At 71.1% G+C, this 26,298-nt stretch carries 23 protein-coding genes and 1 pseudogene; 19 read left to right on the top strand and 5 right to left on the bottom strand.

All coding sequences use genetic code 11. The annotated features are described in order from the left end of the window. Positions 1-167: 167 nt before the first annotated feature. From HUT10_RS26440 to HUT10_RS26430, 3 genes are read left to right on the top strand one after another with little or no spacing between them, the layout of a single operon-like run. Complete coding sequence (locus HUT10_RS26440; RefSeq protein ID WP_176173673.1) at positions 168-677, top strand: SigE family RNA polymerase sigma factor; 510 nt, start codon at positions 168-170, stop codon at positions 675-677. Next, a complete protein-coding gene (locus HUT10_RS26435; protein WP_176173672.1) occupies positions 674-1,387 on the top strand; it encodes a hypothetical protein in 714 nt (237 codons plus the stop codon). Before HUT10_RS26440 ends, HUT10_RS26435 begins: the two co-directional genes overlap by 4 nt. Positions 1,388-1,427: 40 nt before the next feature. Then, positions 1,428-2,813, top strand: a complete 1,386-nt coding sequence (locus HUT10_RS26430) for a M20/M25/M40 family metallo-hydrolase (RefSeq protein WP_176173671.1) — start codon at positions 1,428-1,430, stop codon at positions 2,811-2,813. A gap of 333 nt (positions 2,814-3,146) precedes the next feature. Here the strand turns inward: HUT10_RS26430 and HUT10_RS26425 are convergent, their stop codons facing one another. The 3 genes from HUT10_RS26425 to HUT10_RS26415 form a co-directional block, all read right to left on the bottom strand. Continuing rightward, positions 3,147-4,049: an IS5 family transposase gene (locus HUT10_RS26425; RefSeq protein WP_176169307.1), complete on the bottom strand. Its 903-nt coding sequence runs from the start codon at positions 4,047-4,049 to the stop codon at positions 3,147-3,149. 131 nt (positions 4,050-4,180) lie between these two features. Continuing rightward, on the bottom strand, positions 4,181-5,137 hold the full coding sequence (locus HUT10_RS26420; protein ID WP_176173670.1) for a Gfo/Idh/MocA family protein: 957 nt from the start codon (positions 5,135-5,137) through the stop codon (positions 4,181-4,183). After that, complete coding sequence (locus HUT10_RS26415; RefSeq protein WP_176173669.1) at positions 5,134-6,240, bottom strand: DegT/DnrJ/EryC1/StrS aminotransferase family protein; 1,107 nt, start codon at positions 6,238-6,240, stop codon at positions 5,134-5,136. Before HUT10_RS26415 ends, HUT10_RS26420 begins: the two co-directional genes overlap by 4 nt. A gap of 149 nt (positions 6,241-6,389) precedes the next feature. Here HUT10_RS26415 and HUT10_RS26410 point away from each other — a divergent pair, with 149 nt between their 5' ends. The 10 genes from HUT10_RS26410 to HUT10_RS26365 all read left to right on the top strand — a co-directional run bounded on the left by HUT10_RS26410 (position 6,390) and on the right by HUT10_RS26365 (position 17,144). Next, the gene (locus tag HUT10_RS26410; protein ID WP_176173668.1) at positions 6,390-7,109 is read left to right on the top strand and encodes a UDP-N-acetylglucosamine acyltransferase; all 720 of its coding nucleotides are present in this window, start codon (positions 6,390-6,392) and stop codon (positions 7,107-7,109) included. A 10-nt stretch (positions 7,110-7,119) separates the two neighbouring features. Next, a complete protein-coding gene (locus tag HUT10_RS26405) occupies positions 7,120-7,365 on the top strand; it encodes an acyl carrier protein (RefSeq protein ID WP_003096467.1) in 246 nt (81 codons plus the stop codon). Beyond that, positions 7,358-8,086: an SDR family NAD(P)-dependent oxidoreductase gene (locus HUT10_RS26400; RefSeq protein ID WP_176173667.1), complete on the top strand. Its 729-nt coding sequence runs from the start codon at positions 7,358-7,360 to the stop codon at positions 8,084-8,086. Before HUT10_RS26405 ends, HUT10_RS26400 begins: the two co-directional genes overlap by 8 nt. Continuing rightward, the gene (locus HUT10_RS26395; RefSeq protein WP_176173666.1) at positions 8,083-9,477 is read left to right on the top strand and encodes an AMP-binding protein; all 1,395 of its coding nucleotides are present in this window, start codon (positions 8,083-8,085) and stop codon (positions 9,475-9,477) included. Before HUT10_RS26400 ends, HUT10_RS26395 begins: the two co-directional genes overlap by 4 nt. After that, positions 9,474-10,526, top strand: coding sequence for an acyl-protein synthetase (locus tag HUT10_RS26390; RefSeq protein ID WP_176173665.1), 1,053 nt, complete (start codon positions 9,474-9,476; stop codon positions 10,524-10,526). The genes HUT10_RS26395 and HUT10_RS26390 overlap by 4 nt, the downstream gene beginning before the upstream one ends. Beyond that, on the top strand, positions 10,523-11,767 hold the full coding sequence (locus tag HUT10_RS26385) for an acyl-CoA reductase (RefSeq protein ID WP_176173664.1): 1,245 nt from the start codon (positions 10,523-10,525) through the stop codon (positions 11,765-11,767). Before HUT10_RS26390 ends, HUT10_RS26385 begins: the two co-directional genes overlap by 4 nt. 12 nt (positions 11,768-11,779) lie before the next feature. Next, positions 11,780-12,748: a lysylphosphatidylglycerol synthase transmembrane domain-containing protein gene (locus tag HUT10_RS26380; RefSeq protein WP_176173663.1), complete on the top strand. Its 969-nt coding sequence runs from the start codon at positions 11,780-11,782 to the stop codon at positions 12,746-12,748. 515 nt (positions 12,749-13,263) lie between these two features. Continuing rightward, positions 13,264-14,976: a hypothetical protein gene (locus HUT10_RS26375; protein ID WP_176173662.1), complete on the top strand. Its 1,713-nt coding sequence runs from the start codon at positions 13,264-13,266 to the stop codon at positions 14,974-14,976. Then, complete coding sequence (locus tag HUT10_RS26370) at positions 14,973-16,406, top strand: hypothetical protein (RefSeq protein WP_176173661.1); 1,434 nt, start codon at positions 14,973-14,975, stop codon at positions 16,404-16,406. Before HUT10_RS26375 ends, HUT10_RS26370 begins: the two co-directional genes overlap by 4 nt. A 9-nt stretch (positions 16,407-16,415) precedes the next feature. Next, entirely contained in the window at positions 16,416-17,144 is a 729-nt protein-coding gene (locus tag HUT10_RS26365) for a 1-acyl-sn-glycerol-3-phosphate acyltransferase (RefSeq protein ID WP_176173660.1), read from the top strand. Between the two features lie 54 nt (positions 17,145-17,198). Here HUT10_RS26365 and HUT10_RS26360 read toward each other — a convergent pair whose 3' ends face one another. Then, positions 17,199-17,996: an HAD family hydrolase gene (locus HUT10_RS26360; protein WP_176178011.1), complete on the bottom strand. Its 798-nt coding sequence runs from the start codon at positions 17,994-17,996 to the stop codon at positions 17,199-17,201. 96 nt (positions 17,997-18,092) lie between these two features. Here HUT10_RS26360 and HUT10_RS26355 point away from each other — a divergent pair, with 96 nt between their 5' ends. Continuing rightward, the gene (locus tag HUT10_RS26355) at positions 18,093-18,974 is read left to right on the top strand and encodes an LLM class flavin-dependent oxidoreductase (RefSeq protein ID WP_176173659.1); all 882 of its coding nucleotides are present in this window, start codon (positions 18,093-18,095) and stop codon (positions 18,972-18,974) included. Positions 18,975-19,102: 128 nt separating this feature from the next. Here HUT10_RS26355 and HUT10_RS26350 read toward each other — a convergent pair whose 3' ends face one another. Beyond that, positions 19,103-21,106, bottom strand: coding sequence for a DUF6541 family protein (locus HUT10_RS26350; RefSeq protein WP_176173658.1), 2,004 nt, complete (start codon positions 21,104-21,106; stop codon positions 19,103-19,105). A 79-nt stretch (positions 21,107-21,185) separates the two neighbouring features. Here HUT10_RS26350 and glf point away from each other — a divergent pair, with 79 nt between their 5' ends. From glf to HUT10_RS26325, 5 genes and pseudogenes are all read left to right on the top strand, one after another. After that, on the top strand, positions 21,186-22,409 hold the full coding sequence (glf, locus tag HUT10_RS26345; protein WP_176173657.1) for a UDP-galactopyranose mutase: 1,224 nt from the start codon (positions 21,186-21,188) through the stop codon (positions 22,407-22,409). Then, a pseudogene (locus tag HUT10_RS26340) lies at positions 22,402-22,919 on the top strand (phosphatase PAP2 family protein). Before glf ends, HUT10_RS26340 begins: the two are co-directional and overlap by 8 nt. Then, a complete protein-coding gene (locus HUT10_RS26335) occupies positions 22,916-23,884 on the top strand; it encodes a decaprenyl-phosphate phosphoribosyltransferase (protein WP_176173656.1) in 969 nt (322 codons plus the stop codon). The pseudogene HUT10_RS26340 and the gene HUT10_RS26335 overlap by 4 nt, the downstream one beginning before the upstream one ends. Positions 23,885-23,994: 110 nt before the next feature. Continuing rightward, a complete protein-coding gene (locus HUT10_RS26330) occupies positions 23,995-24,669 on the top strand; it encodes a hypothetical protein (RefSeq protein ID WP_176173655.1) in 675 nt (224 codons plus the stop codon). A gap of 75 nt (positions 24,670-24,744) precedes the next feature. After that, positions 24,745-26,262 carry a hypothetical protein gene (locus HUT10_RS26325; RefSeq protein WP_176173654.1) on the top strand — a complete coding sequence of 506 codons (1,518 nt, stop codon included), beginning with the start codon at positions 24,745-24,747 and terminating at the stop codon, positions 26,260-26,262. Positions 26,263-26,298: the final 36 nt, after the last annotated feature.

Below are 26,298 nucleotides of genomic sequence, written 5' to 3'. Positions count from 1 at the left end.
CACGGAACCGCACGTCCCGCGCGCAGCACATAATCTAGTCCTCCGTGACCGAGCGCGAGATATCGGTTACACAACGTTTCAGGCGTGCCCGGTAACCTCGGGAAAGATCGTGAAGCAACCTTTCGCGGGCCCGCCCGTCGCTGGTTGAGGACGAAGCGAGGTGACGCATGGCGCGGGGCGACGAGGAGTTCGCGGAGTTCGTCCGCGCGTCGTCGGCCCGGCTCACGCACGCCGCGTTCCTGCTCACCGGTGACCGCCACCAAGCCGAAGACGCCGCCCAGACCGCCTTCACGCGCACCTACGCCGCCTGGTCGCGGGTGCGGCACAAGGACGCCTACGGCTACGCCCGGACCGTCCTGGTCAACCACGTCATCGACGGCTGGCGGCGGCCGTTCCGCGAATACGCCACCGAGACCGTGCCCGAGCGGCCGGACCGCCTCGACGTCGGCAAGGCCGTCACCCAGCGCGAGTGGCTCACCGCCATGCTCAAGACGCTCACCGACCGCGAACGCGCCGTCGTCGTGCTGCGGCACTTCTTCGACCTGCCGGAAGCCGAGGTGGCCCGTGAGCTCGGTGTTTCCCTGGGTACCGTGAAGAGCACGAACTCGCGGGCGCTGGCCAAGCTGCGGGTCGGGGCCGATCCGGAGGACACGCTGATCGGGGGGAGCGGGCGGTGAACGAGCTCGACGACTTCCGCGCCGCCCTCCGGCAGCCGCCCGAGGAGCCCTTCGCCGAACCCGACCTGGCCGCGATCATGGCAGGCGGGCGGCGCATCCGGCGCCGCCGCCGTCTGCTGACCGGCACCGCCGGGGTGGCCGCCGCGGCCGCCGTCGTGCTGGTCGTGGTGTTCGCCATCCAGCTGCGGCAGCCCGCGCCCGCGCCGGTTGCGCAGCCACCGGCCCCGGCCACGTCGGCGGCACCGGCGCCGACCACACCACAGCCCGTGGAGCAGCCGATCGGGGACGTCGTCGGCACCGGGATCCGGACCACGGACGGCGAGATCGTCCTGTACGCGCGGGCCGTCGACGCGCCGGAGCTGCCGGGCATCCGCTTCGGCCTGGTGGCGGGCTTCCGGTCCGGGACGTCGCTGCAGTCGGTGCTGGCGACGAACGAGTTCCGCGGCTCGGACCGCTCGTTCGGCTTCCACGCCACCGACGGCGGCGAGGTGATCCGCAACCAGGTCATCCCGGTCTTCGGCTACTTCGCCGGCCCGGCGGAGAGGGTCACGACCACGGTGCACGGCCGGACCGTCGAGGCGAAACTGGCCAAGTGGTCGGCGGACCCGGGCGTGGTGTTCTTCTGGTTCAACCCCGACGAGGTCCCGAACTCGGCCGTCCTGACCCCCCTGATCGCTTACGACGCCGACGGCAAGCGGCTCACCAAGTAGGCGGTACCCGCTCACCCGGTGCGGGCGTAAGACGTGGATCGTGACCTCTCGACGCGCGTTCCTCACCGCATCGGCCGCGCTCGGCCTGGTGGCCGCGGCTCCGGCCGGCGCCGCCGAACTCGGCGACCGCGGGCCCGGTGGCCCGGTCCGCCCGCAGCGGCCCGACGCGGAACTGAAGGCCCTGCTCCGCCAGGTCGACGAACGGCGGATCGAAGCGACCGTCCGGCGGCTGGCCGCGTTCGGCACCCGGCACACGCTGTCGGCGCAGGACGACCCGGCTCGCGGCATCGGCGCCGCCCGCGACTGGCTCTTCGCGCAGTTCCAGCAGGTCGCGGCGGCTTCCGGGGGACGGCTGAGCGTCGCGCTGCAGTCGTACGTCCAGCCGCCCGCCGACCGGATCCCGGTGCCGACGACGATCACCAACGTCGTCGCGACGCTGCACGGCTCCACCGATCCCGGGCGCGTGTACGTCGTCTCGGGGCACTACGACTCGCGCCGCACCGACGTCATGGACTTCACCGGCGACGCACCGGGCGCCGACGACGACGCTTCGGGTGTCGCGGTCGCCCTGGAGCTGGCCAGGGTGCTCTCGACGCGGCAACCGGCCGCGACGATCGTCTTCGCCGCCGTCGCGGGCGAAGAACAGGGCCTGTACGGCTCGCGGTTCATGGCGCAGCAGTTCAAGGCGGCCGGCACCGACGTCCAGGCGATGTTCACCGACGACATCGTCGGCTCCAGCCGCGCCGACGACGGCACGCGCGACCCCTTCACGATCCGCCTCTTCGCCGAAGGGGTCCCGACGGCGGAAACCCCGGCCGAGGCGAACCTGCGCCGCAGCATCGGCGGCGAGAACGACTCCCCGCCGCGGCAGCTGTCCCGGTTCGTGAAGTCGGTGGCGGAGAACGACGCGACCGGCATGACGGTCCGGGTGATCTACCGCCGTGACCGCTACCTGCGCGGCGGCGACCACATCGGCTTCCTGGAGCAGGGCTACCCGGCGGCGCGGTTCACCGAGCCGAACGAGGACTTCGCCCACCAGCACCAGGACGTCCGCGTAGAAAACGGCGTCCAGTACGGCGACCTGCCGGAGTTCTGCGACTTCCCGTTCATCGCCCGGGTGGCGCGGGTCAACGGCGCCGCGCTGTGGTCGCTCGCCACCGCACCGGGCACGCCGAAGGGCGTGAAGATCCGCACGGCGGCGCTGGCGAACGACTCCGAGCTGGTCTGGACCGCCACCCCGGGTGCGACGAGCTACGAGGTCGTCTGGCGCGAGACGACGGCCCCGGACTGGACGCACGCGATCGACGTCGGCCCGGCGCTGACGGCGAAGATCGACCTGTCCAAGGACAACGTCTTCTTCGGCGTCCGCGCGGTGGGCCCCGGTGGCCACCGGAGCCCTGCCGCGTTCCCGGTGCCGGCGAGCTAGACGAGTAGTGCGTGACTCGGTCGGTGGTCGGGTGATGCCCCCTCACATGACGGAGCTGGGTGGTCATCCCGTCGCCTGAGGCCGTCGAAATCACTTTGAGCCGGGCCCGCAACCCACAGCGCAACGCGACCAGGAGACGCGAGCTTGCGGGCCCGGCTCAAAGTGATAGGCCTCGTTCAGGCGACGGGATGACCACCCAGCGGCCCACCTCCAGAAGGTGAGGCGACAGCGGGAGCCGGGGTCATCCCAGAGCCTGCCCGTCCGGCGAGGACGCTTTTGTCTTTGAAGCCGCGGCAGACCCGGCAGCTGCGGCTGAGCGGTCTAGGGCCTGTTTCAATGGCGTAGCCACTCGTTGATCGCGGCGATATGGATCGTTGCCTCGTACCGAACCGCGAGTTTGTCGAACCGTGTGGCCACGCCTCGGTTGCGTTTGAGCCGGTTGATGCCGCACTCGACTGCATGCCGTTGCTTGTAGATCTGCGGATCGAACGCTGGCGGCCGGCCACCTGCCCGGCCGCGGTTGCGGCGGTGCCGGATCTGGTCGGATGGCTGGGGAATCGTGCAGGTAATCCCACGCCGCCGCAGATAGGCCCGGTTGGCGCGGGAACTGTAGGCCTTGTCCGCCAAGACCCGATCCGGTCGGGTCCTGGCCCGTCCAGCCCCGGCGCGGGCGATGTGGATCCCGGCCAAGACAGCCTCGAACTGCGGCGAGTCACCTCGCTGCCCCGCGGTCACCAGCAGTGAGAGTGGTTTGTGGCCTTGCTCGGTGGCCAGGTGCAGCTTGGTGGTCCAGCCACCCCGCGACCGGCCCAGCGCGTGGTCGGCCGGTTCGGGCTGGCCGACACCGCCAGGCGGTTCCTTCTGCCGTTCGCTGTCAGTGCGGGCGCCCGCCGCGTGCTGGTGGGCGCGGTTGATCGTGGAATCGACGCTGACGTCCCAGGTGATCAACCCGGCAGCATCAGCCCGGGTTTGCAACCCGGCCAAGATCACCGCCCAGACACCGGCTCGCTGCCAGCGCCGGAACAAGCCGTAGACGGTTTGCCAGCAGCCATATACGGGTGGGACGTCACGCCAGGGCGAGCCAACCCGGACCCGCCAGCGGATGCCGTCCAGAAGTTGGCGCTTTGTCCATGTCGGCGGGCGGCCAGGTTTCTTGCCGACAGGCAGCAGCGGTTCCAGGATCGCCCATTGCGCGTCGGTCAGGTCGGCTCGCCCCGTCGCCGTTAGGCTGGCCACGAGGTCTCCGGTGTTCTCGATCTTCTTGGTCGTTGATCGATCTACCGGAGACCTCGCCTATTTGATCCAGGACACGCCGCACTGACAATGCAGGCCAGAAGCTCCCGCTGGTCAGCACATCGAAACAGGCTCTAGGCCGCGGCCTGGGTGAGGACCTGCTCGACGACGTGGTGCGACGGCAGGATCAGGTCGCGCTCGGTGTCGGCGTCGATCTTGCCCTCGAGCAGGTCGCAGAACCGGTCCAGCTGGGTGGCCAGCGGCTCGCGTGCGGTCACGAGCTCCGGGATCTCGATGACCGTCTGCTGCCGGTAGCCGAGGCCGTCCGGGGTGACGGAGTCGTGGGAGACGTGCCGGTAGATCGTGACGTCCCGGCGCAGCAGGTCGATCTCGATCAGGCGGTCCAGCTCCGACACCACCAGTGACCGGACCTTCCGCTGGCCCAGCCGCGAAGCCGACACCGTGGCCAGGCCGGTCGGGAACGACAGGACAGTCTCGATCGTGTCCTCCGCGCCCTCCACCGACGACGGGTGGAAGTAGCCCGCGCCGGACGTCACGCGGGCCGGGGTCGCGCCGCCGAAGAACTGGATCGCCAGGTCGACGTCGTGCACCAGGAGGTCCCACGCCACGCCGGTCTTGATGCGCGGGGCGTACGGGCCGTGGCGGCGCGCCATCAGGTGCACCGGCTCGTTCACCAGCGCCCGCGCGGTCATCACCGCCGGGTTGTAGCGCTCCAGCAGGCCGCACATCAGCGGGATGTCGTTCTTCGCCGACAGCGAGACGATCTCCTGCGACTTCTCGAAGCTGTTGCAGACCGGCTTCTCGACCAGCATCGGCTTGCCCTGGCGGAAGATCTCCTGCGCCAGGTCGTAGTGCACCTCGGTGGCCGAGGCGAGCACCACGGCGTCCACATCGGACAGTTCGCCGATCTCCGGTGTCCACCGCGTTTCGTACCGGTCGGCGACGAGCTTGCCCGCTTCCTCGCGCGGATCGATCACGCGGACCAGGTCGACGCGCTCGTTGGCGGCGAGCACGCGGGCGTGGAGGGAACCCATGTTCCCGGTACCGACAAGAGCGATCCGATGCGTCATGCGCCCAGTACCTCGCGAACGGTTTCGATGATGGTGTCCAGGTCGGACTCGGTCAGGTGCGGGTGCACCGGCAGCGAAAGCGCCTGCTCGGCGACCGACTTCGCGACCGGGAAGTCCTCGACGCGCGCGCCCGGGATCAGGTCGTGACCCGCGTAGCAGTCGTAGTCGAAGACGATCTTGGGGTAGTAGATGCCGTTGCCGATGCCGCGCTCGGTGAGCGCCGCGGCCAGCTCGTCGCGCGAGAGGAACGCGTGCGGGCCGACCAGCACGGTGTACTGGTGCCAGACGTGCTCGCGGCCCGGCAGCACCTGCGGGACGTCGAGGCCCGGCGTGCCGGCCAGGCCCTCCGAGAGGCGCTTCGCGTTCGCCTGCCGGGCCGCGGTCAGCTGGTCGAGCTTCGCCAGCTGCGGGATGCCGACGGCCGCGTGCAGGTCGGTCATCCGGTAGTTGTGCCCGGCGACCTCGTACTGGTAGCGGGCGCGCATGCCCTGGTTGCGCAGCACGCGCAGCTTGTCGGCCAGCGCGTCGTCGTCCGTGGTGATGACCCCGCCCTCGGCGGTGGTGATGTTCTTCGTCGCGTACAGCGAGAAGCAGCCGATGCCGAACGAGCCGGCCGGCTTGCCCTCGAAGGACGCCCCGACGGCCTGCGCCGAGTCCTCGATCACCTGCAGCCCGCGCTCGGCGGCCAGCGGGGCGAGCTTGCCCATGTCCGCGGTCTGGCCGTAGAGGTGCACCGGCATGAGGACCTTCGTGCGGTCCGTCACGGCCTTGGCCACGGCGTCGGGGTCGATCGCGAAGTCGTCGCGCCGGATGTCGGCGAACCGGACGGTCGCGCCGGCCTCGAGGATCGCGTTCAGCGTCGCCACGAAGGTGAACGGCGAGGTGATGACCTCGTCACCCGGCTGCAGGTCCAGCACCTGGAGGGCGGCGACCAGCGCGGTGGTCCCGTTGTTGACCGCGATCGCGTGCTTCGTCCCGGAGACCGCCGCGAAGGCGTCCTCGAAGCGCTTGACCATCGGTCCCTGTGCGATGGCGCCGGAGCGCAGCACCTCGACGACGAGGTCCTCCGCGTCGCGGACGTCGACCACAGTGATGGGGATCATGGGCAGTCTCTCTCGGCAGGCGATTTCGGTGCGTCCGGTACAGTGAGCCGCCGGTTCTGCGCCCGGCCGCCCTGCAGCAACGCGGGCCACACGTTACCGGGCGCGGCAGCGCGCCCAGTACCCAGCCGCCGACGAACGGACGACCACCCGTGGCCAACCGCATCCACCCGACCGCCGTCATCGGCGAAGGTGTCGAACTCGGCGAGGACAACGTCATCGGGCCGTTCGCGGTGATCGCCGGACCGACCCGGATCGGGGACGGCAACTGGATCGGCCCGCACGTGACGATCGGCACGCCGGGCGAGGACCGCGGCCGTCCCCACCCCGCCGCCTGGGAAGACGCGCCTACCGGTGACCCGGATCACGACGGCCACGGCGTCGTCATCGGCAGCCGCAACCGGATCCGCGAGTACGTGAGTGTCCACCAAGGGACCTGGCGGACGACGACCGTCGGCAGCGACGGCTACTACCTCCGCAACTCCCACATCGCGCACGACTGCCTGGTCGGCGACGGCGTGACGATCGCCTCGAACGCCGTCACCGGTGGCCACTGCCACATCTGGGACGGCGCCAACCTCGGCATGGGCGCGATCCTGCACCAGAAGGTCGTGATCGGGCCCGGCGCGATGATCGGGATGGGCTCGGCGGTGCGGCGCGAGATCGGCGCGTTCACCATCGCCGTCGGCAACCCGGCCCGCGTCACCGGCGTCAACGTCGTGGGCCTGTCCCGCCGCGGTCTCGACGAGGAGACGATCGAAGCCCTCGGGCCGTGGCTGAAGGGCAAGGAAGGTCTCCCGGACGTCACGCTGCCCGGCGACCTCTCTACCTTGGTAAAGGCGTGGGACGCTCGCCCGCGCGAAGAGCACTAGGAGCTGTCTGATGTCGGAAGTCGCCCCCAAGCTGCGCGAGGTCTTCGTCGAGGCGCTGGACCTCGACGGCGGTGTGGACGTCGAAAACCTGAAGTACCGCGACATCGAGGCGTGGGACTCGGTCGGCCACATGGCGCTGGTCGCGGCCATCGAGGACGAGTTCGACGTCGAGTTCGACACCGACCAGGTCATCGACATGTCGAGCTTCAAGGTCGCCGTGGACATGGTGACCGAGCTGCAGTCGAAGAATGACTGATCTTTCCGGTCGCGTCGCGCTCGTCACCGGCGGGACGCGGGGGATCGGTCTGGCCACCGCCCGCGCGCTCGTCGAGGCGGGCGCGACCGTGGTGCTCACCGGCCGCGACGAGGCTCGCGCCAAGGAGGCCGCCGCCTCCGTGGGTGCTTCCGGGCTGGCGCTGGACGTCACCGACGCGAAAGCGGTGTCTTCGCTGGTCCGGGGGGTCGCCAAGGAGCACGGCAAGCTCGACGTCGTGGTCGCGAACGCCGGGATCATGGAGGACGCGCTCCTCGGGATGATCAAGGAAGACCTCGTCGACACGACGCTGAGCACGAACGTCGCCGGCACGCTGCACACCGTCCAGGCCGCGGCCCGGGCGATGATGCGCAAGAAGTCCGGCTCGATCGTCGTGCTCGCCTCGATCGTCGGCGAGTACGGAAGCGCTGGTCAGACCGTGTACGCGGCCTCGAAGGCGGCGGTGGCGAACATCGCGAAGTCGGCGGCGAAGGAGCTCGGCCGGTCCGGCATCCGCGTCAACGCGGTCGCCCCCGGCGTGATCGAGACCGATCTCACGGCGGCCCTGAGCGAAGACGCGAAGGTGGAAAACGCCGGCAAGACGCCGCTGGGGCGCCTGGGCCGGCCGGAAGAAGTGGCGAACGCGATCCGGTTCCTGGTGAGCGACGAAGCGTCGTTCATCACCGGCCAGGTGCTGGGGATCGACGGAGGCTTGGTGCTGTGACGCTGTTGGGTGCGGGAGCCCGGCTGGTCGATGTGGCCGGGGGCCGCACGCTGGCGGGCGCGGAACTGTCGGCCGAGGTCGGCCGCGCGGTGGAGGAGCTGGCGGCGCTGCCCACCGGCGTCGTCTTCGCGCGGATGTCGGTCGACCTCGACAGCGTGCTGACCTACCTGGGCGCGTTCGAGTCCGGGCGGGCGATCGCGCTGATCGACCCGGCGCTGGACGCCGACGTGCTGGCCGGGCTGGTCTCGCGGTTCCGCCCGGCAGCCGTGCTGGCGGCTTCGGGTGCCGCACCCGAGGGGTACACCACGCAGGGCAACGACTGGATCCGCTCGTCCGCGGACGGCGTCCAGCCGCACCCCGACCTCGCCGTGCTGCTGCCGACCAGCGGCTCGACCGGCAACCCGAAGCTCGTGCGGCTCTCGCGGCAGGCGATCCTGGCCAACGCCGACGCCATCGCGCAGGTGCTGCGCATCGACGCCGACGAGGTCGCGCCCACCTGCCTGCCCCTGCACTACAGCTACGGCCTCTCGGTGCTGAACTCGCACCTGGTGCGGGACGCGACCATCGTCATCGAGCCGTCCGGCGTACTCGGCCGCGGCTTCTGGGACGCGGTGAACACCTACGGCGTCACGTCCCTTTCGGGCGTCCCGTACCACTACGAAATGCTGCGGCGGCTCAAGTTCGACCCCGCGAAGTACCCGACGCTGCGCACGCTGACGCAGGCCGGCGGGAAGCTGCGCGACGAGCTGGTCGCCGAGTTCAACGAGAAGATGCTGGCCGTCGGCGGCCGGATGTACGTCATGTACGGCCAGACCGAGGCCGCGCCGCGGATGACGACGGTGCCCGCCGAAAAGCTGGCCGAAAAGCTCGGTTCCGCGGGGCCGGCGCTGCCCGGCGGGAAGTTCTCGGTGCGCCGGGACGACGGCTCGGAGACCACGCACCCGAAGATCGTCGGTGAGGTCGTCTACCGTGGGCCCAACGTGATGATGGGCTACGCGGACGACGAGTCCGGGCTGGCCAAGGGCGACGAATACGGTGGCGTGCTGGCCACCGGTGACCTCGGGTACCTCGACGAAGAGGGCTACCTGTTCATCACCGGACGGCTCAAGCGCATCGGCAAGGTCTTCGGCAACCGCGTCAGCCTCGACGACCTCGAGCAGGCGGTGCGCACCGCGGCGGTGGGGATCGACGTGGTGGCCGCGGTGGCGGCAGGCGACAAGGTCGTGCTGTTCGCCGAAGGGGCGGACAAGGAGATCTGCAAGGACGCGTCGCGGGCGCTGGCCGAGCGGCTGCACCTGCACGCCAGCGGGTTCGACGTCCGCCCGATCGACACCGTGCCGCTGCTGGCCAGCGGCAAGATCGACTACCGGACCTTGGAGGGGCGGGTATGAGTGTGTTCACGCGGTCGCAGGCCGACCGGGAAGCGTTGCTGCTGCCCGAGCTGGCTGCGCTCACCGCCCACCACCGGGCGAATTCCGAAGGCTACGACCGGATCCTGTCCTCCCTGGGCATCGAGCCCGGCGCGGCTTTCGGCTCGATCGCCGACCTGCCGTGGCTGCCGGTGCGGATGTTCAAGACGCACGACCTGAAGTCGGTGCCGGACGGCGAGGTGTTCAAGACGCTGACGTCGTCGGGCACCACCGGTGCCGGCGCGTCGCGGATCTACCTGGACAAGGAGGCGGCGGGCGCGCAGACCAAGCAGCTGGGCGCCACGCTGCAGGAGGTCCTCGGCGGCGAGCGGCTGCCGATGCTGATGGTCGACACGATCGGCATCATCAAGAACCGCCGGTCGTTCTCCGCGCGGGGAGCTGGTGTGCTCGGCATGGCGAACTTCGGCCGCAAGCACACGTACGTGCTCGACGAGAACGACCAGCCCGACGTCGAGGCGGTCAAGAAGTTCCTGGCCGAGTACGGCGACAAGCCCTTCCTGATCTTCGGCTTCACGTTCATGGTCTGGCTGTACCTGTACGAAGTCGCGCGGGACCACGGGCTGGACCTGTCGAACGGGATCCTGATCCACAGCGGTGGCTGGAAGAAGCTGATCGACCGCGCGGTGGACAACACCGAGTTCCGCCGCCGGTTCAAGGAAGACACCGGGCTCACCCGGATCCACAACTACTACGGGATGATCGAGCAGATCGGCACGGTGTTCCTCGAGGGCCCGTCCGGGAACTCGCTGTACTGCCCGGACTTCGCCGACGTCGTCATCCGCAACCCGGAGACGTGGGAAGAGCAGCCGGTCGGGGAGCCGGGCGTGATCGAGGTCGTCTCGACGCTGCCGCGGTCGTACCCGGGGCACGTGCTGCTGACCGAAGACCTCGGCGTCTACAACGGCATCGACGACGGCGACTGGCCGGGCAAGCACTTCTCGGTGCTCGGCCGGCTGCCGAAGGCGGAGGCCCGCGGGTGCTCCGACACGTTCTCGGGAGCGGCGGCGTGACTTCTCTGACCCAGCGTTTCCCCTCGTCGGACGCGGTTTCCGTCGGCGATTTGGTCGATCAGCTCCGCGCGGCACCGCCGGGCGGACGGCTGCGCGTCGGCGACCCGCGGGTTGTCGAGTTCATCACGAAGTTCGCGCGCAAGCTGCTGGCCCCGGCCACCGCGCGCCGGTTCCCGGAGCTGGCGTCCCTCGGGTTCTTCCTGCGCAAGGGCGAGATCGCCAAGGCACTGTCCACCCTGGACACTTCGGGGAACGCGCTGCGGTTCCCGCGCGGGCTGGTGTTCCACGTGCCGCCGGCGAACGTCGACACGATCTTCGTCTACTCGTGGGCGCTGTCCGCGCTGGCGGGCAACCACAACGTCGTGCGAGTCTCCTCGCGCTCGGCCGGGGCCGCCGAAGCGGTGCTGGAAGCGCTGAACGCGGCTCTGTCCGAAGTGGACGCTTCGGTGGCGGAGGCCATTACCGCGACCCAGCGCATGGTCACCTACGACCGCAGTGACGAGGTCAGCGGCGCCCTGTCGCTGGCCGCCGACCTGCGCGTCATCTGGGGCGGCGACGCCTCGGTCGCGGCCCTGCGGAAGTACCCGCTGGCCCCGCACGCGCGTGACCTGACGTTCCCGGACCGCTCGTCCTTCGCCGTCGCCTCGGTGGCGGGCTGGCAGCGGGCGTCCGCCGAAGAGCGGCGCGCGGCCGCCGAGGGCTTCTACAACGACTCGTACTGGTTCGACCAGGCCGCCTGCTCCTCGCCGCGCGCGGTGTTCTGGGTCGGCGACGAGGCTGGGGCCGTGGCGGCCGGGAGCGAGTTCCGCGCGCTGCTGGCGGCCGTGCTTTCGGCGAAGGAGCACGTCACCGAGCCGGCGATGGCGGTCCAGAAGCGCGTCTCGGCGTACGGCGCGGCGGTCGACGGGCTGGTCAAGGAGATCGAGTTCCGGGGCAACGGCCTGGCCACGCTGGAGCTGACCGACCCGGCGGTGCTGCCGCGCGAGTGGCTCGGCGCCGGCACGTTCGCGAACGCGCGGGTTTCGTCGCTGTCCGACCTGGTGCCGATCGTCCTCCGGAAGGACCAGACGGTCAGCCAGTTCGGCTTCACCGCCGAGGAGCTGACGGCGTTCGCGCACGAGCTCGCGGGCCGCGGCGTCGACCGGATCGTGCCGTTCGGCTCCGCCCTGACCTTCTCCGCGGTGTGGGACGGTTACGATCTGCTCTCCGAGTTCAGCCGCCTGGTCACGGTCCAGGCCTGAGGAGAGCCGTCGATGACGACAGTTGAGGACCTGCCGGCTGCCGGAAAGCAGCCGAAGTCCACCCGGGCGAAGATCCTCGACGTCGTCCGGTGGGTGGCGATCCTGCTGGTCATCGGCTTCGCGGCCAAGCAGCTGGCGGCCAACTGGGGCGAGTTCTGGCACACCCTGCGTGACGTCGCCTGGGAGTCGTCCCTGCTGAGCCTGGTCGCCCTGGTCGCGGCGATCCTGGTCTCGACCTGGGGCTGGCAGGTGATGGTCGACGACCTGGGCGCGCCGATCGGCTACGCCCGCGGCGCGCAGATCTGCCTGGTCGGCTCGCTCGGCAAGTACGTGCCGGGCTCGGTCTGGGCCTACTTGCTGCAGATGGAGCTGGGCCGCAAGGCGGGCCTGGCCCGCGCCCGCATCTTCACCGGCTCCCTGATCCAGCTCGGCGTCGGCGTGGTGTCGGCGCTGGTGGTGTCGCTGCTGGCGGCACCGGCGGTGTTCAGCAACAGCCCGAGAGCGCTGTGGCTGTTCGTGCTGATCCCGCTCGGCCTGGCGATGCTGCACCCGAAGATCCTCACCTGGGGCACGTCGCTGGTGCTGCGGATCCTCCGCCGCCCGCCGCTGGCGCACCCGCTGGGCTGGGCGGTCATCGGCAAGGTCTTCGGGGCCTCGACGGCCGCGTGGTGCCTGCAGGGTGTCCACCTGTGGCTCCTGGCCAACTCGGTGGGCACCCCCGGTATCGGCGGCTTCGTGCTCTGCGTGGGCGCGATGGCCGTGGCGATGACGGTGGGCACGTTCGCGTTCATCCTCCCGAGCGGTGTCGGCGTCCGCGAGGTGGCCCAGGTCGCGGTCCTGACGGCCAGCGGCCTGACGGTCGGCCAGGCCACGGCGTTCGCGGTGGCCTCCCGGGTGATGTTCACGGTGGCCGACCTCCTGACGGCCGGCATCGCGGCGGTCGCGGCCCGCTCGGCCCGCCCCGCGGCCACCCCCGCCTGACCGGGGGTTGTCCCCAGGCTGTCCACAGGTTTGCCCACCTGTGGACAACTCGGAGGCAGCCGGTAGAACGGTTCGCCCGTCAATCCGGTCAGCCCCGGCTGATAAGGCGGGGCCGGGCCGGCGGACGGCTTTCCCGAAATGACCCAATGGATGGCCAACCCGGCGCACCCGCCGGATCCGTCGAACAGTTTCGAAAGCGATTCGCCGTCACCGCCGCGTCGGACGGCGGAGAAGTTCGCCGAAATGCCCGGCGACCGTTCGAATTCCCGTCGAAGCAGCCAAGCCACGCCTGCCGATACCCCGATCGGCGATTTCCCAAGACGTCAGTTCCGCCGGCCGAACCGACACCCGATCGGGTTATTCTGGGTAGTGGAATTCCCTGATTGACTGTCGCCGGCGAAGTGATCCACCCCCATTCGGACCGGTGATCGGTCCACCGGAAACGCTTCGCCGCCGATGATCGATAACCTGGGCGGGGGCCCGGGCGGGTGCGGTGCCGAGGCGGAGGGGGCCGGGTGGTCTACGCGGTCGTGGTGGCGTGGCTGGTCGTCGCCGCGACCGTGGTGCTGACCTGGCACCGCCTCGACGTCGACCGTGGCTGGCGGGCCTGCGTCCTCACCCTCACCCTCGGGCTGTCGCTGCTGCACCAGCTGCTGTTCGCGACCGTCACCGAGGACGCCCTCGTCACCTTCCGCTACGCGCAGAACATCGCCGACGGCAACGGCCCGGTCTTCAACCCCGGCGAACGCGTCGAGGGGTACACGAACTTCTTCTGGGTGGTGCTGGTCGCCCTGCCGCGCGCCGCGTTCGGCGCCGACATCCGCACCACGGCGGTCGTCTCGGGGGTCCTCGCCGCGCTCGGCTGCGTGCTCGTGTCCTGCTTCCTGGCCAACCGGATCGTCGCCGCGGCCGCGCCGGAGGGCGCCCTGCCGCGGCCCGCGATCGGGGTGGCCGCCGCGGTGCTCACCGCGAGCGCCGGCGGCCTCGCCGTCTACGGCGCTTCGGGCTCCGAAGTCCCGCTGTTCGTGCTGATCGTCCTCGCCGTCGGGTACGCGCTGGCCGCGCGCCGCCCGGTGGTCGCCGGGGTGCTCGTCGCCTTCGCCGTGATGACCAGCCCGGAAGGCCTGGTGGTCGCCGCGCTGGCCGGGCTGTGGCTGGCCGGCGCCGCGCTCCGGGCGAAGCACAGCTGGTGGGCGCCGGTGGGGTACGCGCTGGGCGCGCTGGTCTTCCTGATCCCGCGCCTGGCCTGGCGAGCGACGTTCTACCAGCACTTCGTCCCGGCCCCGCTGGCCGCGAAGCTCGGCGGGCCGCTGAACGACCGCCTCGCCACCGGCTGGCCGTACCTGTCCGGGTTCGCACTGGCGCACCAGGGTTTCCTGCTGCTGGGGCTGGTCGCCGCGGTCGCGCTCGTGCTGCGCCGCTCCGACACCGGGACACGGGCGGCGGAGTCCGAGGCGCACCGCGAAGCCCCGGTTGTGAAAGCGGTCGAGGCCAGGGCGCTGATCTGGCTGCTGTTCGCGATGGCGGCCGGGCTGTCCGCGGCCGCGGTGCTGATCGGCGGCGACCCCGGCCCGTCGTGGCGGCTGCTGGCCCCGGTGCCGCCGCTGCTGGCCGTCGCCGCCGCGGGGACGTACGGCGTGCTGGCCGCGGAAGTCGCCGGGAAGCCGTCGCCGCGGCAGAAGCCGTGGCCGGTCGGGACGCGGCTGGTGCCGGTGACCGCGGGCGGGCTGGCCGGCATCGCGGTGCTCGTCTCGGTGTTCAGTCCCGAGATGCTCGACCGCGTCCGCAACTGGCACGCGCACGGCGTCGAGCTCGCCGAGATCGGCGGCTGGCTCGGCGACTACCTGCCGCCGGGATCGGTGGTCAGCGCGGCCGCGCCCGGCGCGCTCGCCGCCCACGGCGGGCAGCTGCTCATCATCGACGTCCTCGGCCGCACGGACGACCACATCGCCCGCGAAGGACGCCACGACGGCGGCGTCGCGACCGACTACGACTACGTCGTCAACGGCCGCCGCCCGACGGTCGCCCTGCCGGCCGACGGCGGATACGCCGACCGCCAGCACTGCGCGATCGACCCGGTGTACGCGGGCAAGTACCAGGTGGCGACCTTCCGCCGCGTCGGCACGCCGTACTGGGTCTCGGTGTACCCGCGGGCGGAGCAGGCGAAGTCGCTGGTCGCCGACCTCGACCAGGGCCCGGACTTCCGCTACGTACCCTGTCCTTCGTGAAGCTCGAGGCCCCGGACCGGCAGCTGGGCGCCGAGGCGCGGCTCGGGCTCGGGGTGTTCGGCACGGCGCTGGCCCTGTTGGTGGTGCGGTTCCTGGTGCCGCGGCCGATCGCGATGTCCAACAACGGCGACGGCGGCCGCGTGCTGTGCGGGGCCGGGATCACCTGGAAGGGCCTGCCCGAGCCGTTCGTCCACCTCGTCTACCCGCCGACGCCGGAGACGTGCCGCCCGACGTACCTGCTGACCCAGAGCTGGCTCGCCGACCTGGCCGTCCGGATCGGACGGCTGATCGGCCTCCACGGCACCCTGAGCCTGGTCATCCTGGGCCTGCTGAGCAGCGTGATCGCCGCGGCGGCCGTGACGGCGATCGTGCTCGGCCTGCCGCACCCGCGCCGGACCCGGCTGTTCGTGGCGGCGGCGTTGCTGCTGGTGGTCGCGGACTCGGCGGTCTTCGGCTACTTCGCCGCGATCCTCGGCGAAGGCGCGGCCTTCCTCGGCCTGCTGCTCGCCGTCGGCGGCCTGCTCCTGACCGCCCGCGAAGGCCGGTGGAGCTACGCGGGGATGGCGGTGACGTTCGCCGGCGGCGTCCTGGCGGTCAACGCCAAGGTCCAGACGCTGACCATCCTGCCGATCCTCGCGCTGGCGATCCTGTTCACCCGGCCGGGCCCGCTGCGCGGGGCCAAGCGGTGGGCGTCGGCGGTGCTGGTGATCGGCGCGATCGGCGCCGTCACGCTCTACGCGCAGCAGAGCGTCGAGCCCGCGCGAGCGCCCGACGGCACGTACAGCGACTTCCCGGGCGACGACTCCCGCGAGATCAACGTCTTCAACTCGATCTTCCTCAACATCGTCGACGGGCGCCACGACACCCAGGCCGACCTGGCCGAGCTCGGGCTGCCGCTGTCGTTCGCCCAGTACGCGGGCAACGGCTGGTGGCACCCCCACCCGGCGCGCATCGACCCGCTGTACCCGCGCTACCGCGACCGGATGAGCCGCGGGAACGTCGTCGCGTACTTCGCGCACCACCCCGGCCGGACCCTCGAAGTGCTCGACCGCGCCGCCACCGACCAGCTCACCGCGCGGCCGGACTACCTCGGCAGCTTCGACCAGGAAGCCGGCTTCCCGCCGCACGCGCAGGAGCACCGGGTGCCGGTGGTGTCCTGGCTGACCGGCCTGCTCGCCCCGCTGGGGCTGTTCGCACTGGTGCCGATTTGGCTGTTCGTACTGGTCAGGGCCTGGTTGCGGCGTCGGACCGCCCTCGGCGTGGTGGTCGCGTTCCTGTTCGCCGTCTCGGTGACGCAGTTCGGGACGGCGGCGCTGGGGGACGGCATCGAGGGGATCAAGCACCAGTCCGTCGCGTTGTTCGCGCTCCTGGTCGCCGTCACATTGTGTTCTTGCCCGCTGAACAGCGGTCAAGAACCTACGGTCCCGTAACCTTGCCGGATGGCTGACCTGGTTTACCCGCCCGTGATCGCGGCGGCCCGGACGATGTTCCGGGTACTCGACAACCGCATCCGGATCGAGGGCGCGGAGCACATCCCGCGCCGCGGCGGCGCGGTCATCGCGTGCAACCACGTGAGCTACCTCGACTTCATCTTCTGCGGCCTCGGCGCGCGCCCGGCCAAGCGGCTGACGCGGTTCATGGCGAAGAAGGAGATCTTCGACAACAAGATCGCCGGGCCGCTGATGCGCGGCATGCACCACATCTCCGTCGACCGGTCGGCCGGGCTGGCCTCCTACCGCGAAGCGCTCGCGAAACTGCAGGCCGGCGAGGTCGTCGGCGTCTTCCCCGAGGCCACCATCAGCCAGTCGTTCACCGTCAAGGAGATCAAGTCGGGGGCCGTCCGGATGGCCGCGGCCGCCGACGTCCCGGTCGTGCCGATGGCGCTGTGGGGCACCCAGCGGCTCTGGACGAAGGGACGGCCGAAGGACCTCACCCGACGGCACGTGCCCATCTCGATCCTCATCGGCGAGCCGATGCACCCGGCGAAGGGTGACGACTGGGACGTCGTCACGAAGGAGCTGCGCTCCCGGATGAGCGCGCTGCTCGACCGCGCCCAGGCCGAGTACCCCGACCAGCCCGCCTCCGACGAGGAACGCTGGTGGCTGCCCGCCCACCTGGGCGGCACCGCACCGACCCCGGAGGAAGCCGCGGAACTCGACCGGCGGTGACACCCGGGGCTTCGCCCCGGGCCGGGGGCTCCGCCACCCGGACCCGTAAGACGGCTAGAACCAGCGCTCCAGGACCTGCGCCACGCCGTCCTCACCGGCCGGGCCGGTGATCTCGTCGGCGACGGACCGCGCCTGTGGGTGCCCGTTCTCCATCGCGACGCCGTGGCCCGCCCAGCGCAGCATCTCGACGTCGTTGGGCATGTCGCCGAAGGCGATCACCCGCTCGGGCCCGACGCCGAGCCGCTCGGCGACGTCGGCGAGCCCGGTCGCCTTGGTGATGCCGTGCGCGGACAGCTCGACCAGGCCACCCGACGACGAGTACGTGACGTCGACGTCCCGGTCGAACAGCGCGGTCACCCCGTCCGCCATCTCCTCCGACGACATCCCGCGGTGGCTGACCAGCAGCTTGATCGCCGGGTGCCCGAGCACCTCGGCGCGCGGGGCGGTGCGGCCTTCGCCGTCACCCCACGGGTTGTGGTAGTCCGGCTCGATCACGAAGTTGCGCATCTCGTGGTCGGCGCCGGTGCTCACCCGCTCGGCGGCCAGCCGGCAGCCGGGCAGGGCCTTGTCCAGCGCGTGCGCGATGTCGTGGAGCAGTTCGGGCCGCAGCAGGCCGTGCACCGCGACGACCTCCTCGCGGCCGCAGTCGTACAGGACGGCGCCGTTCGCGCACACCGCGTACCCGGTCAGCCCGAGTGGCCCCGCCACGGGCGCGATCCAGCGCGGCGGACGGCCGGTGGCCAGCACGAACGGCACACCCGCCTCGATCGCCCGGCGGACGGCCGCGATCGTGCGGCCGGTGAGGGATTCGGAGGGGCCGAGCAGGGTGCCGTCGACGTCGGACGCGATCAACTGGGGTCTCTCCACCCGACCATTGTCCCTGACACGTTCGGGTGGGACCGTCCCCGTCCGTGCGACCTCCGGCGGTTACCGATAGCGTCCGGATCTGTGCGAGTTGGCATCGTGATTCTCCCTGAAGATCGTTGGTGGGCCGCCGAGCCGAAGTGGCGCGCCGCCGAGGAGTACGGCTTCGACCACGCTTGGACCTACGACCACCTGGGCTGGAAGAACCTGGTCGATGGCCCGTGGTTCTCCGCGATCCCGACCCTGACCGCGGCGGCGATGGTCACGTCCCGCATCCGGCTGGGCACGTTCGTGGCCTCGCCAGTCGCCCGGCACCCCGTGCCCTTCATGCGCGAGCTGAACACCCTCGACGACGTCTCGGACGGCCGGTTCGTCCTCGGCGTCGGCGCGGGCGTCGACCACCACCACTACGACGGCGCGGTGCTCGGCGCCCCGGAGCTGACGGCCAAGCAGCGCGTCGACCGCTTCACCGAGTTCGTCGAGGCCCTCGACGGGCTGCTGATGACCGACAAGTTCGGCTTCGACGGCGAGTACTACCGGGCCCGCGAGGCCCGCAACCTGCCCGGCCCGGTCCAGCGGCCGCGGCTGCCGTTCGTCGTCGCGGCGAACGGCCCGCGCACGATGACCCTCGCCGCGCGGTTCGGCGCGGGCTGGGTCACGACCGGCAAGGGCGGCGACACCGCCGACGAGTGGTGGGCCGGCATCAAGCAGCTCACCGAGATCTTCGACCGGCGGCTGGACGAGGCGGGCCGCGACCGCGCGAGCATCCAGCGGCACCTCAGCCTGGACTCGTCACCGGTGTTTTCGCTGACCAGCGTGGAGGCGTTCCGCGACGCCGTCGGCCGGGCGCGGGAGCTGGGCTTCACCGACGTCATCTCGCACTGGCCGCGGTCGTCGTCGCCCTACGAAGGCCGGGAAGCCGTCCTGGAGCAGGTCGCGGCCGACGTCCTGCCGGAGCTGCACTAGTCCGAACGAGTGACATCGGGGTGATCGGGAAACCGATTGCCGCCCCTCGGGCGTCGGTACTTGCAGACCACCCCGGGGGTGCGGGGGCCCTCGTGGTCGCGGTGGGGCGCCGCGGCCACGAGGGCGTTCTACTTGACGATCCGGTAGATGACCGCGCCCGGGTTCCGGTAGACGACCTGCAGGAAGTCGTGCCCGTCCAGGTGCTGCAGGCCCCACGCGATGGGTGTGTCCCGGCGGATGGTGCCGCTGCCCACCAGCACGTAGTGGATGTTCAGCCGCCGCACGGCCGCGCGCACCTCGGAATCGCTGTCGTAGTCCACGAAGTGCTTGGCCAGGTAGAGCGCGTCCGGGGGAGCGACGCCGGCGTCGTAGTGGCCGGCCACCGGGTGCACCCCGGTCAGTGCGTACATCCAGGCCGTGCCGTCGAGCCGGTCGTTGAGCACCTTCTGGTCGGCCGGGATGCCGAGCGCGCCGAGGTGGTCCATCGCGTCGATCTCGTCCTGGCTGACCGGCGGGACCACCTCGCCGGGCAGGCCGTTGTAGTACAGCAGCGACACCGTCTTGGCGTTGGCCGCGCGGTAGAACCCTCCGGTCAGCACGCCCATCGCGACCACCAGCAGCACCGCCGTCGCCAGCCCGACCCGGCCGGTCAGCCACGGCCGCGCGCGCACCCACGCGCGCCCGCTCGCCAGCTTCGCCAGCCACCGCTGGGTCTCGCTCATGCCGTGCGCGGCGAGCAGGCACAGCGGGATCGACGCCAGCGCCATCAGCCGGAACCGGTCGTTCCACCAGGGCCGCGAGAGGCTGATCACCCAGTGTTCGCCGCCGAAGCACGCCACGAGCACGAACAGCGCGGACAGCCCGAGCGCCGAGAGCACCAGCCAGCGCATCCGCCGCAGCGCGGTGAGGGTGAGCACGCCGATCGCCAGGAACACCGTCAGCCAGACCTGCGGCACCGGCAGCACCTGCTTGAACGTCGCCAGCATGGCCAGTGCCTTCCACACCGGCATGTGCGAGCCCCAGGCGTAGTACGGGTACGAGCCGGACGTGAAGCCGATCGCGCCGAGGATCATCGGCGCGGACAGCAGCCCGGCGAAGACCATGACCGGCAGCATCCGCAGGACGTCGCCGCCGACGACCCGCCAGGCCCGCGTGCCCTCTCCGGCGCCGTCGACGCGGCGGCCGCGCACCACCCGGTACCAGCGCTGCACCACCAACGGGAAAGCGAACAGCAGCGCCCCGAACAGCGCGCTCGAGTGCGCGGCGAGCAGGCCGGTCGCGCTCAGCGCGAGCACCGCGCCGGTGTCGACGCCCGGCCGCGCGAGGAACCGCTGCAGCGCGACCACCGCCAGCGGCGTCAGGACGATGCCGAGCGCGAACGGCAGCAGGCCGCTCGACACCGACTCGTACGCCCCGGTCGTCGCCCCGCCGGCGACGAGCGCGGCACTGCCCGCGAACACCGCGCGGCCGCCGAGCTGGCGGACCAGTGCGGCCATGGCGAGGGCGAACAGCCCGGCGATGGGCATCGTGACCGCGTTCAGCGTGACCGGGATCGACGTCCCGGACAGCTGGTAGACCAGGGCACCGGCCAGGTGGTAGGCGTTCGGGTAGAAGGAGCCGTCCGGGTACCAGTTGATGGTGCCCATGCCGGTCAGCGAGCCGTCGCCGGTCTCGGCGATGTAGCGGATGCCGTTCGCGTGGAACACGGTGTCCCAGCGCTGGAACACCGCGGTCGTCCCGCCGCGGCCGGAGACGACCACGACGATCGACACCGCGACGGCGGTGGTGACGCAGGCCGCGACGGCCAGGTGCGCCCGCCGCGTCCACGGCGGTCCTCCGGCGTCCGGCGTGAGCCGGCCGCGGACGGTGGCCAGGCGGCGCAGGCCGTGGAGCACGGCGGCGAGCAGCAGGGTGACCGCGGCCACGCTGAGCGGGCCGTACGGGACGTGCGCGATGGCGAGCCAGGGCCCGGCGAGACCGGTGATGGCGTAGCTGAGCAGCGGCGCGAGGCCGGCCAGGGCCCAGCCGCGCAGGCCGGCGGCCCACCCGACGACCCCGCCGGGGACCGCCAGCACGGCCAGGTAGGTGGCCACCGCGCCGAAGTAGCTCCAGAAGTCCTCGGGTGCAGGCACTGCTTTCCAGGTGTGTCGTAGGCCGAAATGTGATAGGTGGGTGCGGGGCGGGTCAGCGACCCCCGTACCCTCGACGCCCGTGAGCGCGCACACGAACCCCGCCAAGATTACTGAAGACGATTTCGCAGGTTACGACCTCGTCGTCGTCGGGTCCGGCTTCTTCGGCCTGACGGTCGCCGAACGGGCCGCGGCCGAGCTGGGCAAGAAGGTCCTCGTCCTCGAGCGACGCAGCCACATCGGCGGCAACGCGTACTCGGAGCCCGACCCGGAGACCGGGATCGAGGTGCACAAGTACGGGGCGCACCTGTTCCACACCTCGAACAAGCGCGTCTGGGAGTACGTCAACCGGTTCACCGAGTTCACCAACTACCAGCACCGCGTCTTCGCGCGGGTCAAGGACCAGGTCTACTCGTTCCCGATGAACCTGGCCCTGATCAACCAGTTCTTCGGCAAGTCGCACACCCCGGACGAAGCGCGCGAGCTGATCGCGAAGCAGTCCTCGGAGTTCGAGACGGCCAACGCGCAGAACCTCGAGGAGAAGGCGATCTCGCTGATCGGCCGTCCCCTCTACGAGGCGTTCATCAAGGGCTACACCGCGAAGCAGTGGGAGAACGACCCCAAGAACCTGGGCGAGAACATCATCACGCGCCTCCCGGTCCGCTACAACTTCGACAACCGGTACTTCAACGACACCTACGAAGGCCTGCCCGTCAACGGGTACACCGCGTGGCTCGAGAAGATGGCCGAGCACGAGAACATCGAGATCCGGCTGAACGTCGACTACTTCGACGTCCGCGAGCACATCCCCGCGGGCACGCCGACCGTCTACACCGGGCCGCTGGACCGCTACTTCGGCTACTCGGCGGGCCGGTTCACCTGGCGCACCGTCGACTTCGAGTCCGAGGTGGCCGAGACCGGCGACTTCCAGGGCACCTCGGTCGTCAACTACAACGACCAGGAAGTCCCCTACACCCGGATCATCGAGTTCCGGCACTTCCACCCGGAGCGGGACTACCCGAAGGACAAGACGGTCATCTTCCGCGAGTACTCGCGCTTCGCGGGCGAGGACGACGAGCCGTACTACCCGATCAACACGCCGGACAACCGCGAGAAGCTCGAGGCCTACCGCGAGCTCGCCAAGACCGAGGCGCGCGAGAAGAACGTGCTGTTCGGCGGCCGGCTGGGCACCTACAAGTACCTCGACATGCACATGGCGATCGGTTCGGCGCTGTCGGCGTTCGACAACAAGATCGCCCCGCATCTGACCGACGGTGCGCCGCTCGACGGGTCCCTCGATGCTTGAGAAGGGGCAGCCCGCCGGCGAGGTGGCAGTCCTGTCGAAGGCGCAGGGCTTTCTGAAGAGTGAAGCTTCGGTGAAGGCTGCGCGCGGCCTTTCGCACTTCGGCGAGCACAGCGCCGGGTGGTTCGCCATCGGCCTGGTCGGCGCCGCGCTCGACAAGGAGCGGCGCAAGGACTGGCTGGTCGCGTCGGTGGGTGTGGTCGGCGCGCACGCCGCCTCGATCGCGGTGAAACGCGTGGTCAGGCGGCCGCGGCCGGACCACCCGAGCGTCGAGGTCCTGGTCGGCACACCGAGCAAGCTGAGCTTCCCGTCGTCGCACGCGACGTCCACCACGGCGGCGGCGGTGCTCTACTCCGGATTGACCGGGCGTAACCTGGTGCCCGCCCTGGTACCGCCGATGCTGGCCTCGAGGCTCGTGCTCGGCGTTCACTATCCGACAGACGTCCTGGCCGGTGCAGCTCTCGGGGGCTCGTCGGTGGTCTGATACGACGGAAGCTGAAGAAGAGCCGATGAGCGAAACGACCGAGCAGCGCAGCAGCGACGAACCTGCCGTGACTCCCGAGGCCGGCGCCGCCGTCGAGACGACGGCGTCCCGGGGGCCGTTCGGCCTGGTCGGCGGCGTCATCAAGACGGCGCGGCCACGGCAGTGGGTGAAGAACGTCCTGGTCTTCGCGGCCCCGTTCTTCGCGTTCTCGAAGTCGACCGACCGCACCGGTCTCCTGATCGACGCGATCATCGCCTTCGTGGCGTTCTCGCTGGTGGCGAGCTCGGTCTACCTCATCAACGACGCCATCGACGTCGAGGCCGACCGCGCCCACCCGACCAAGCGCAACCGCCCGATCGCGGCCGGGATCGTCCCGGTCCCGGTCGCGTACGGGGCCGCGGTCGTGTTCTTCCTGGCCGGCCTCGCCGTGTCGTTCGCGGCGAGCTGGCAGCTGGCGGTCGTGCTGGGCGTCTACGAGGCGGTCCAGCTCGGCTACTGCTTCGGCCTGAAGCACCAGCCGGTGGTCGACCTGGCCATCGTCGGCTCGGGCTTCCTGATGCGCTCCATCGCCGGCGGCGTGGCGGGCGGCATCGCGCTGTCCCAGTGGTTCCTGCTGGTCACGGCGTTCGGCTCGCTGTTCATGGTGGCGGGCAAGCGCTACGCGGAGATCATGCTGTTCGAGCGCACCGGCGCGAAGATCCGCTCGTCGCTGAAGAAGTATTCGGCGAGCTACCTGCGGTTCGTCTGGGCGACGTCGGCGGCGATCCTGATCATGTCGTACTGCCTGTGGGCGTTCGAGATCCGCCAGACCGAGCACAACTCGGTGTGGGCGCTGATCTCGATGGTCCCGTTCCTGGTGGCGGTCCTGCGCTACGCGGTCGACGTCGACGGCGGCATCGCGGGCGAGCCGGAGGAGATCGCGCTCAAGGACCGCATCCTGCAGGTGCTGGGCGCGACCTGGGTGATCACCCTGTTCCTGGCGTTCTACCTGTGAGTTCTCATGGCGGATCGACAGGTTCGCTTCAGCTGACGCACAGCTGACCGGCGCACCCTGAGGTGGTGGGGGCGGGCACTGCGCCCGCCCCCGTGACCACAGGAGCGACGATGAACGACCAGCCGCGCGAGAAGAAGGTTCCGGACGAAGCGGACCAGCCGACAGTCGAGCACCCGACAGCGGCAGCCGCCGGCACCCCGCCGGCTCCCGAGCCCGCGGCTACCTCCGCGGCCCCAGCATCCGGAGCGGGGGAAGCCTCTCCTGCCGCGGCCGGGCCCGCGGCGCCAGGTTCCGGCCAGGGAGACGCTGCCACACAAGCCTCGCCCACGGCCGCATTCGCCTCCGAGCCTGCGGAGCCGGGCCGCCCGGCCGCCGCACCCGCGTCGGGAGCGGCCGCCGCGCAGAGCGCGGCCGGTCCCGCGGAAGCCCCAGCCGGCACCACCCCGGCCGACCAGACCGCGGTCCACGGCCAGCAACCCCCACCCGGGCCCCCGCCCGTCCCCGGCCAGCCCTACCCGGCCTGGGGCCCGCCCCCGCGGCAGCCCGGCGGCTTCCGGCGGTTCGTGGGCCACCGGGCCACCCAGCTCGTCGCCGTCGGGGTGCTCGGCATGCTGGTCGGCGCGGGCATCGTCGGCGGGATCGCCGCCGCGAGCCACCACGGCCCGCGGGACGGCCGCCCCGGCGTCCACCGCCAGTACAACGGCCCCGACCAGGGCTTCGACGGCCGCGGTCCCGGCTTCGGCGGCCGTGGCCACGCCGCCCCCGGTGGCGGCGACGGCATCTGATCCATCCCTGTGGCCTCGGCCACGCCTACCCCGCTCAGATCACAGAAGCATCACGAGCGGGGTACGGTGTCGTGGATGCGAAGCGCCTCCGCAGAACTCCCCAACGTCGCCCGCGCGCTGCCGGCGGCCATCCCCATCACCCGTTCGTGGGCGCTGCCGGCAGGCGCCGCGGCCGCGTCCGCCGCCGTGTTCGCCCTGGTCAGCAGCCATCTCATCGATGACACGTACATCACGCTGTCCTACGCGAAGAACCTCGCCTTCCACGGCCACTGGGGCCTGATCGAGCAGGGGACGGCGAACACCGCGACGTCCCCGCTGAACGTCCTGGCCCTCGGCGCGGTCACGTTCCTGGTGCGCGACGCCGTGCTCGCCGCCGGCGTCGTGTTCGTCGTCGCGCAGGTGCTGCTCGTGCTGGGCCTGCGCCGGCTGGGCGAGCGCACCGGCCTGCCGACGGCGTTCGCGCCGCTGACGTTCGCGTTGCTGCTGGTCAACCCGCTGCTGCTGTCGTCGATCGGCCTGGAGGTCGCGCTCGGCGCCACCGGCGTGGTGTGGACGCTGGTGTACGCGGGGGAGCGCCACGCGGGGCGGCTCGGCGTCGTGATCGGCCTGCTCGCGCTGGTCCGGATCGACCTGGTGCTGATCGCGGCGGTGCTGTTCGCCGCCCGCCGCGAGTTCTGGGTGGGCATCTGGCGGACGGTCTTCGCCGCGCTCGCCGTCACGCTGCCCTGGTTCGCGTTCAGCTGGGTGGCGCTCGGCTCGGCGGTGCCGGACACGCTCGTGATCAAGATCAGCCAGCAGTCGTGGGGCCCGTTCAGCTTCACCAACGGCCCGCTCCTGTACTGGCGCAACTTCCCGGCCGCAGCCACGCTGTCGTTCCTGCCGCTCCTGCTGGCAGCGATGGCCGGAGCGGCATGGCTGGTCCAGTACCGCCGCGGCTCAGAGACGGCCCGCCGCCTGACACCGTTCGCGGCGCTCGCTGTCGCCGGCGCGCTGCACTACCTGGCGTACAGCCAGCTGGGCGTCCCGCCGTACCACTGGTACTACGCGCCGAGCATCATCGGCGCAACGATCTTCCTGTCGGCCTGCGCTTGCGCGGTCCCGGAACCGATGCGGCGGGCAACGTGGACGCTGGCCGGAACGGCGCTCGTCGCGAGCGTCGCGGTGTACCTGCTGCCGGGCCTGCCCCGCCAGTTCGCCCCGATCACGAGCAACCACGCATCGACAACGGAGTACCGCGAGATAGGCCAGGAACTGGCGGCAATCGCCCACGGCCGCAAGGTCGAGACGGCGGGCGAAGTCGGCGCGCTGGCGTACGCGTGCGACTGCGAGCTGGTCGACGAGTTCTCGGACCGCGGCGCGGTCGACCCGGCAATCGCCGAGACGAAGCGCCGCAGCGGCGAACTGGGCCGGGCGCTGCTGGAGGCGAATTTCCACAACTTCGACCACAGCGTCGCCCCGACCAGCCCAGACCTGGTCCTGGCGACAACCCGCCGCACCCCACCCCGGACGGCCCTGGCGAGCTGGCACATCGACTCACCGTGGGTGGGCAGCCAGAACCTGTACCTGGTCCCCGCCCACGCCACCGGCGGCTGATGCTATCCACAAGCGCCGGCCGATGTGGACAGCTAC

This window comes from Amycolatopsis sp. Hca4 (assembly GCF_013364075.1).
Taxonomy (GTDB): Bacteria; Actinomycetota; Actinomycetes; order Mycobacteriales; family Pseudonocardiaceae; genus Amycolatopsis.
Note: the sequence above shows the minus strand (reverse complement) of the source record. Positions and strands in the feature narration are given on the sequence as shown.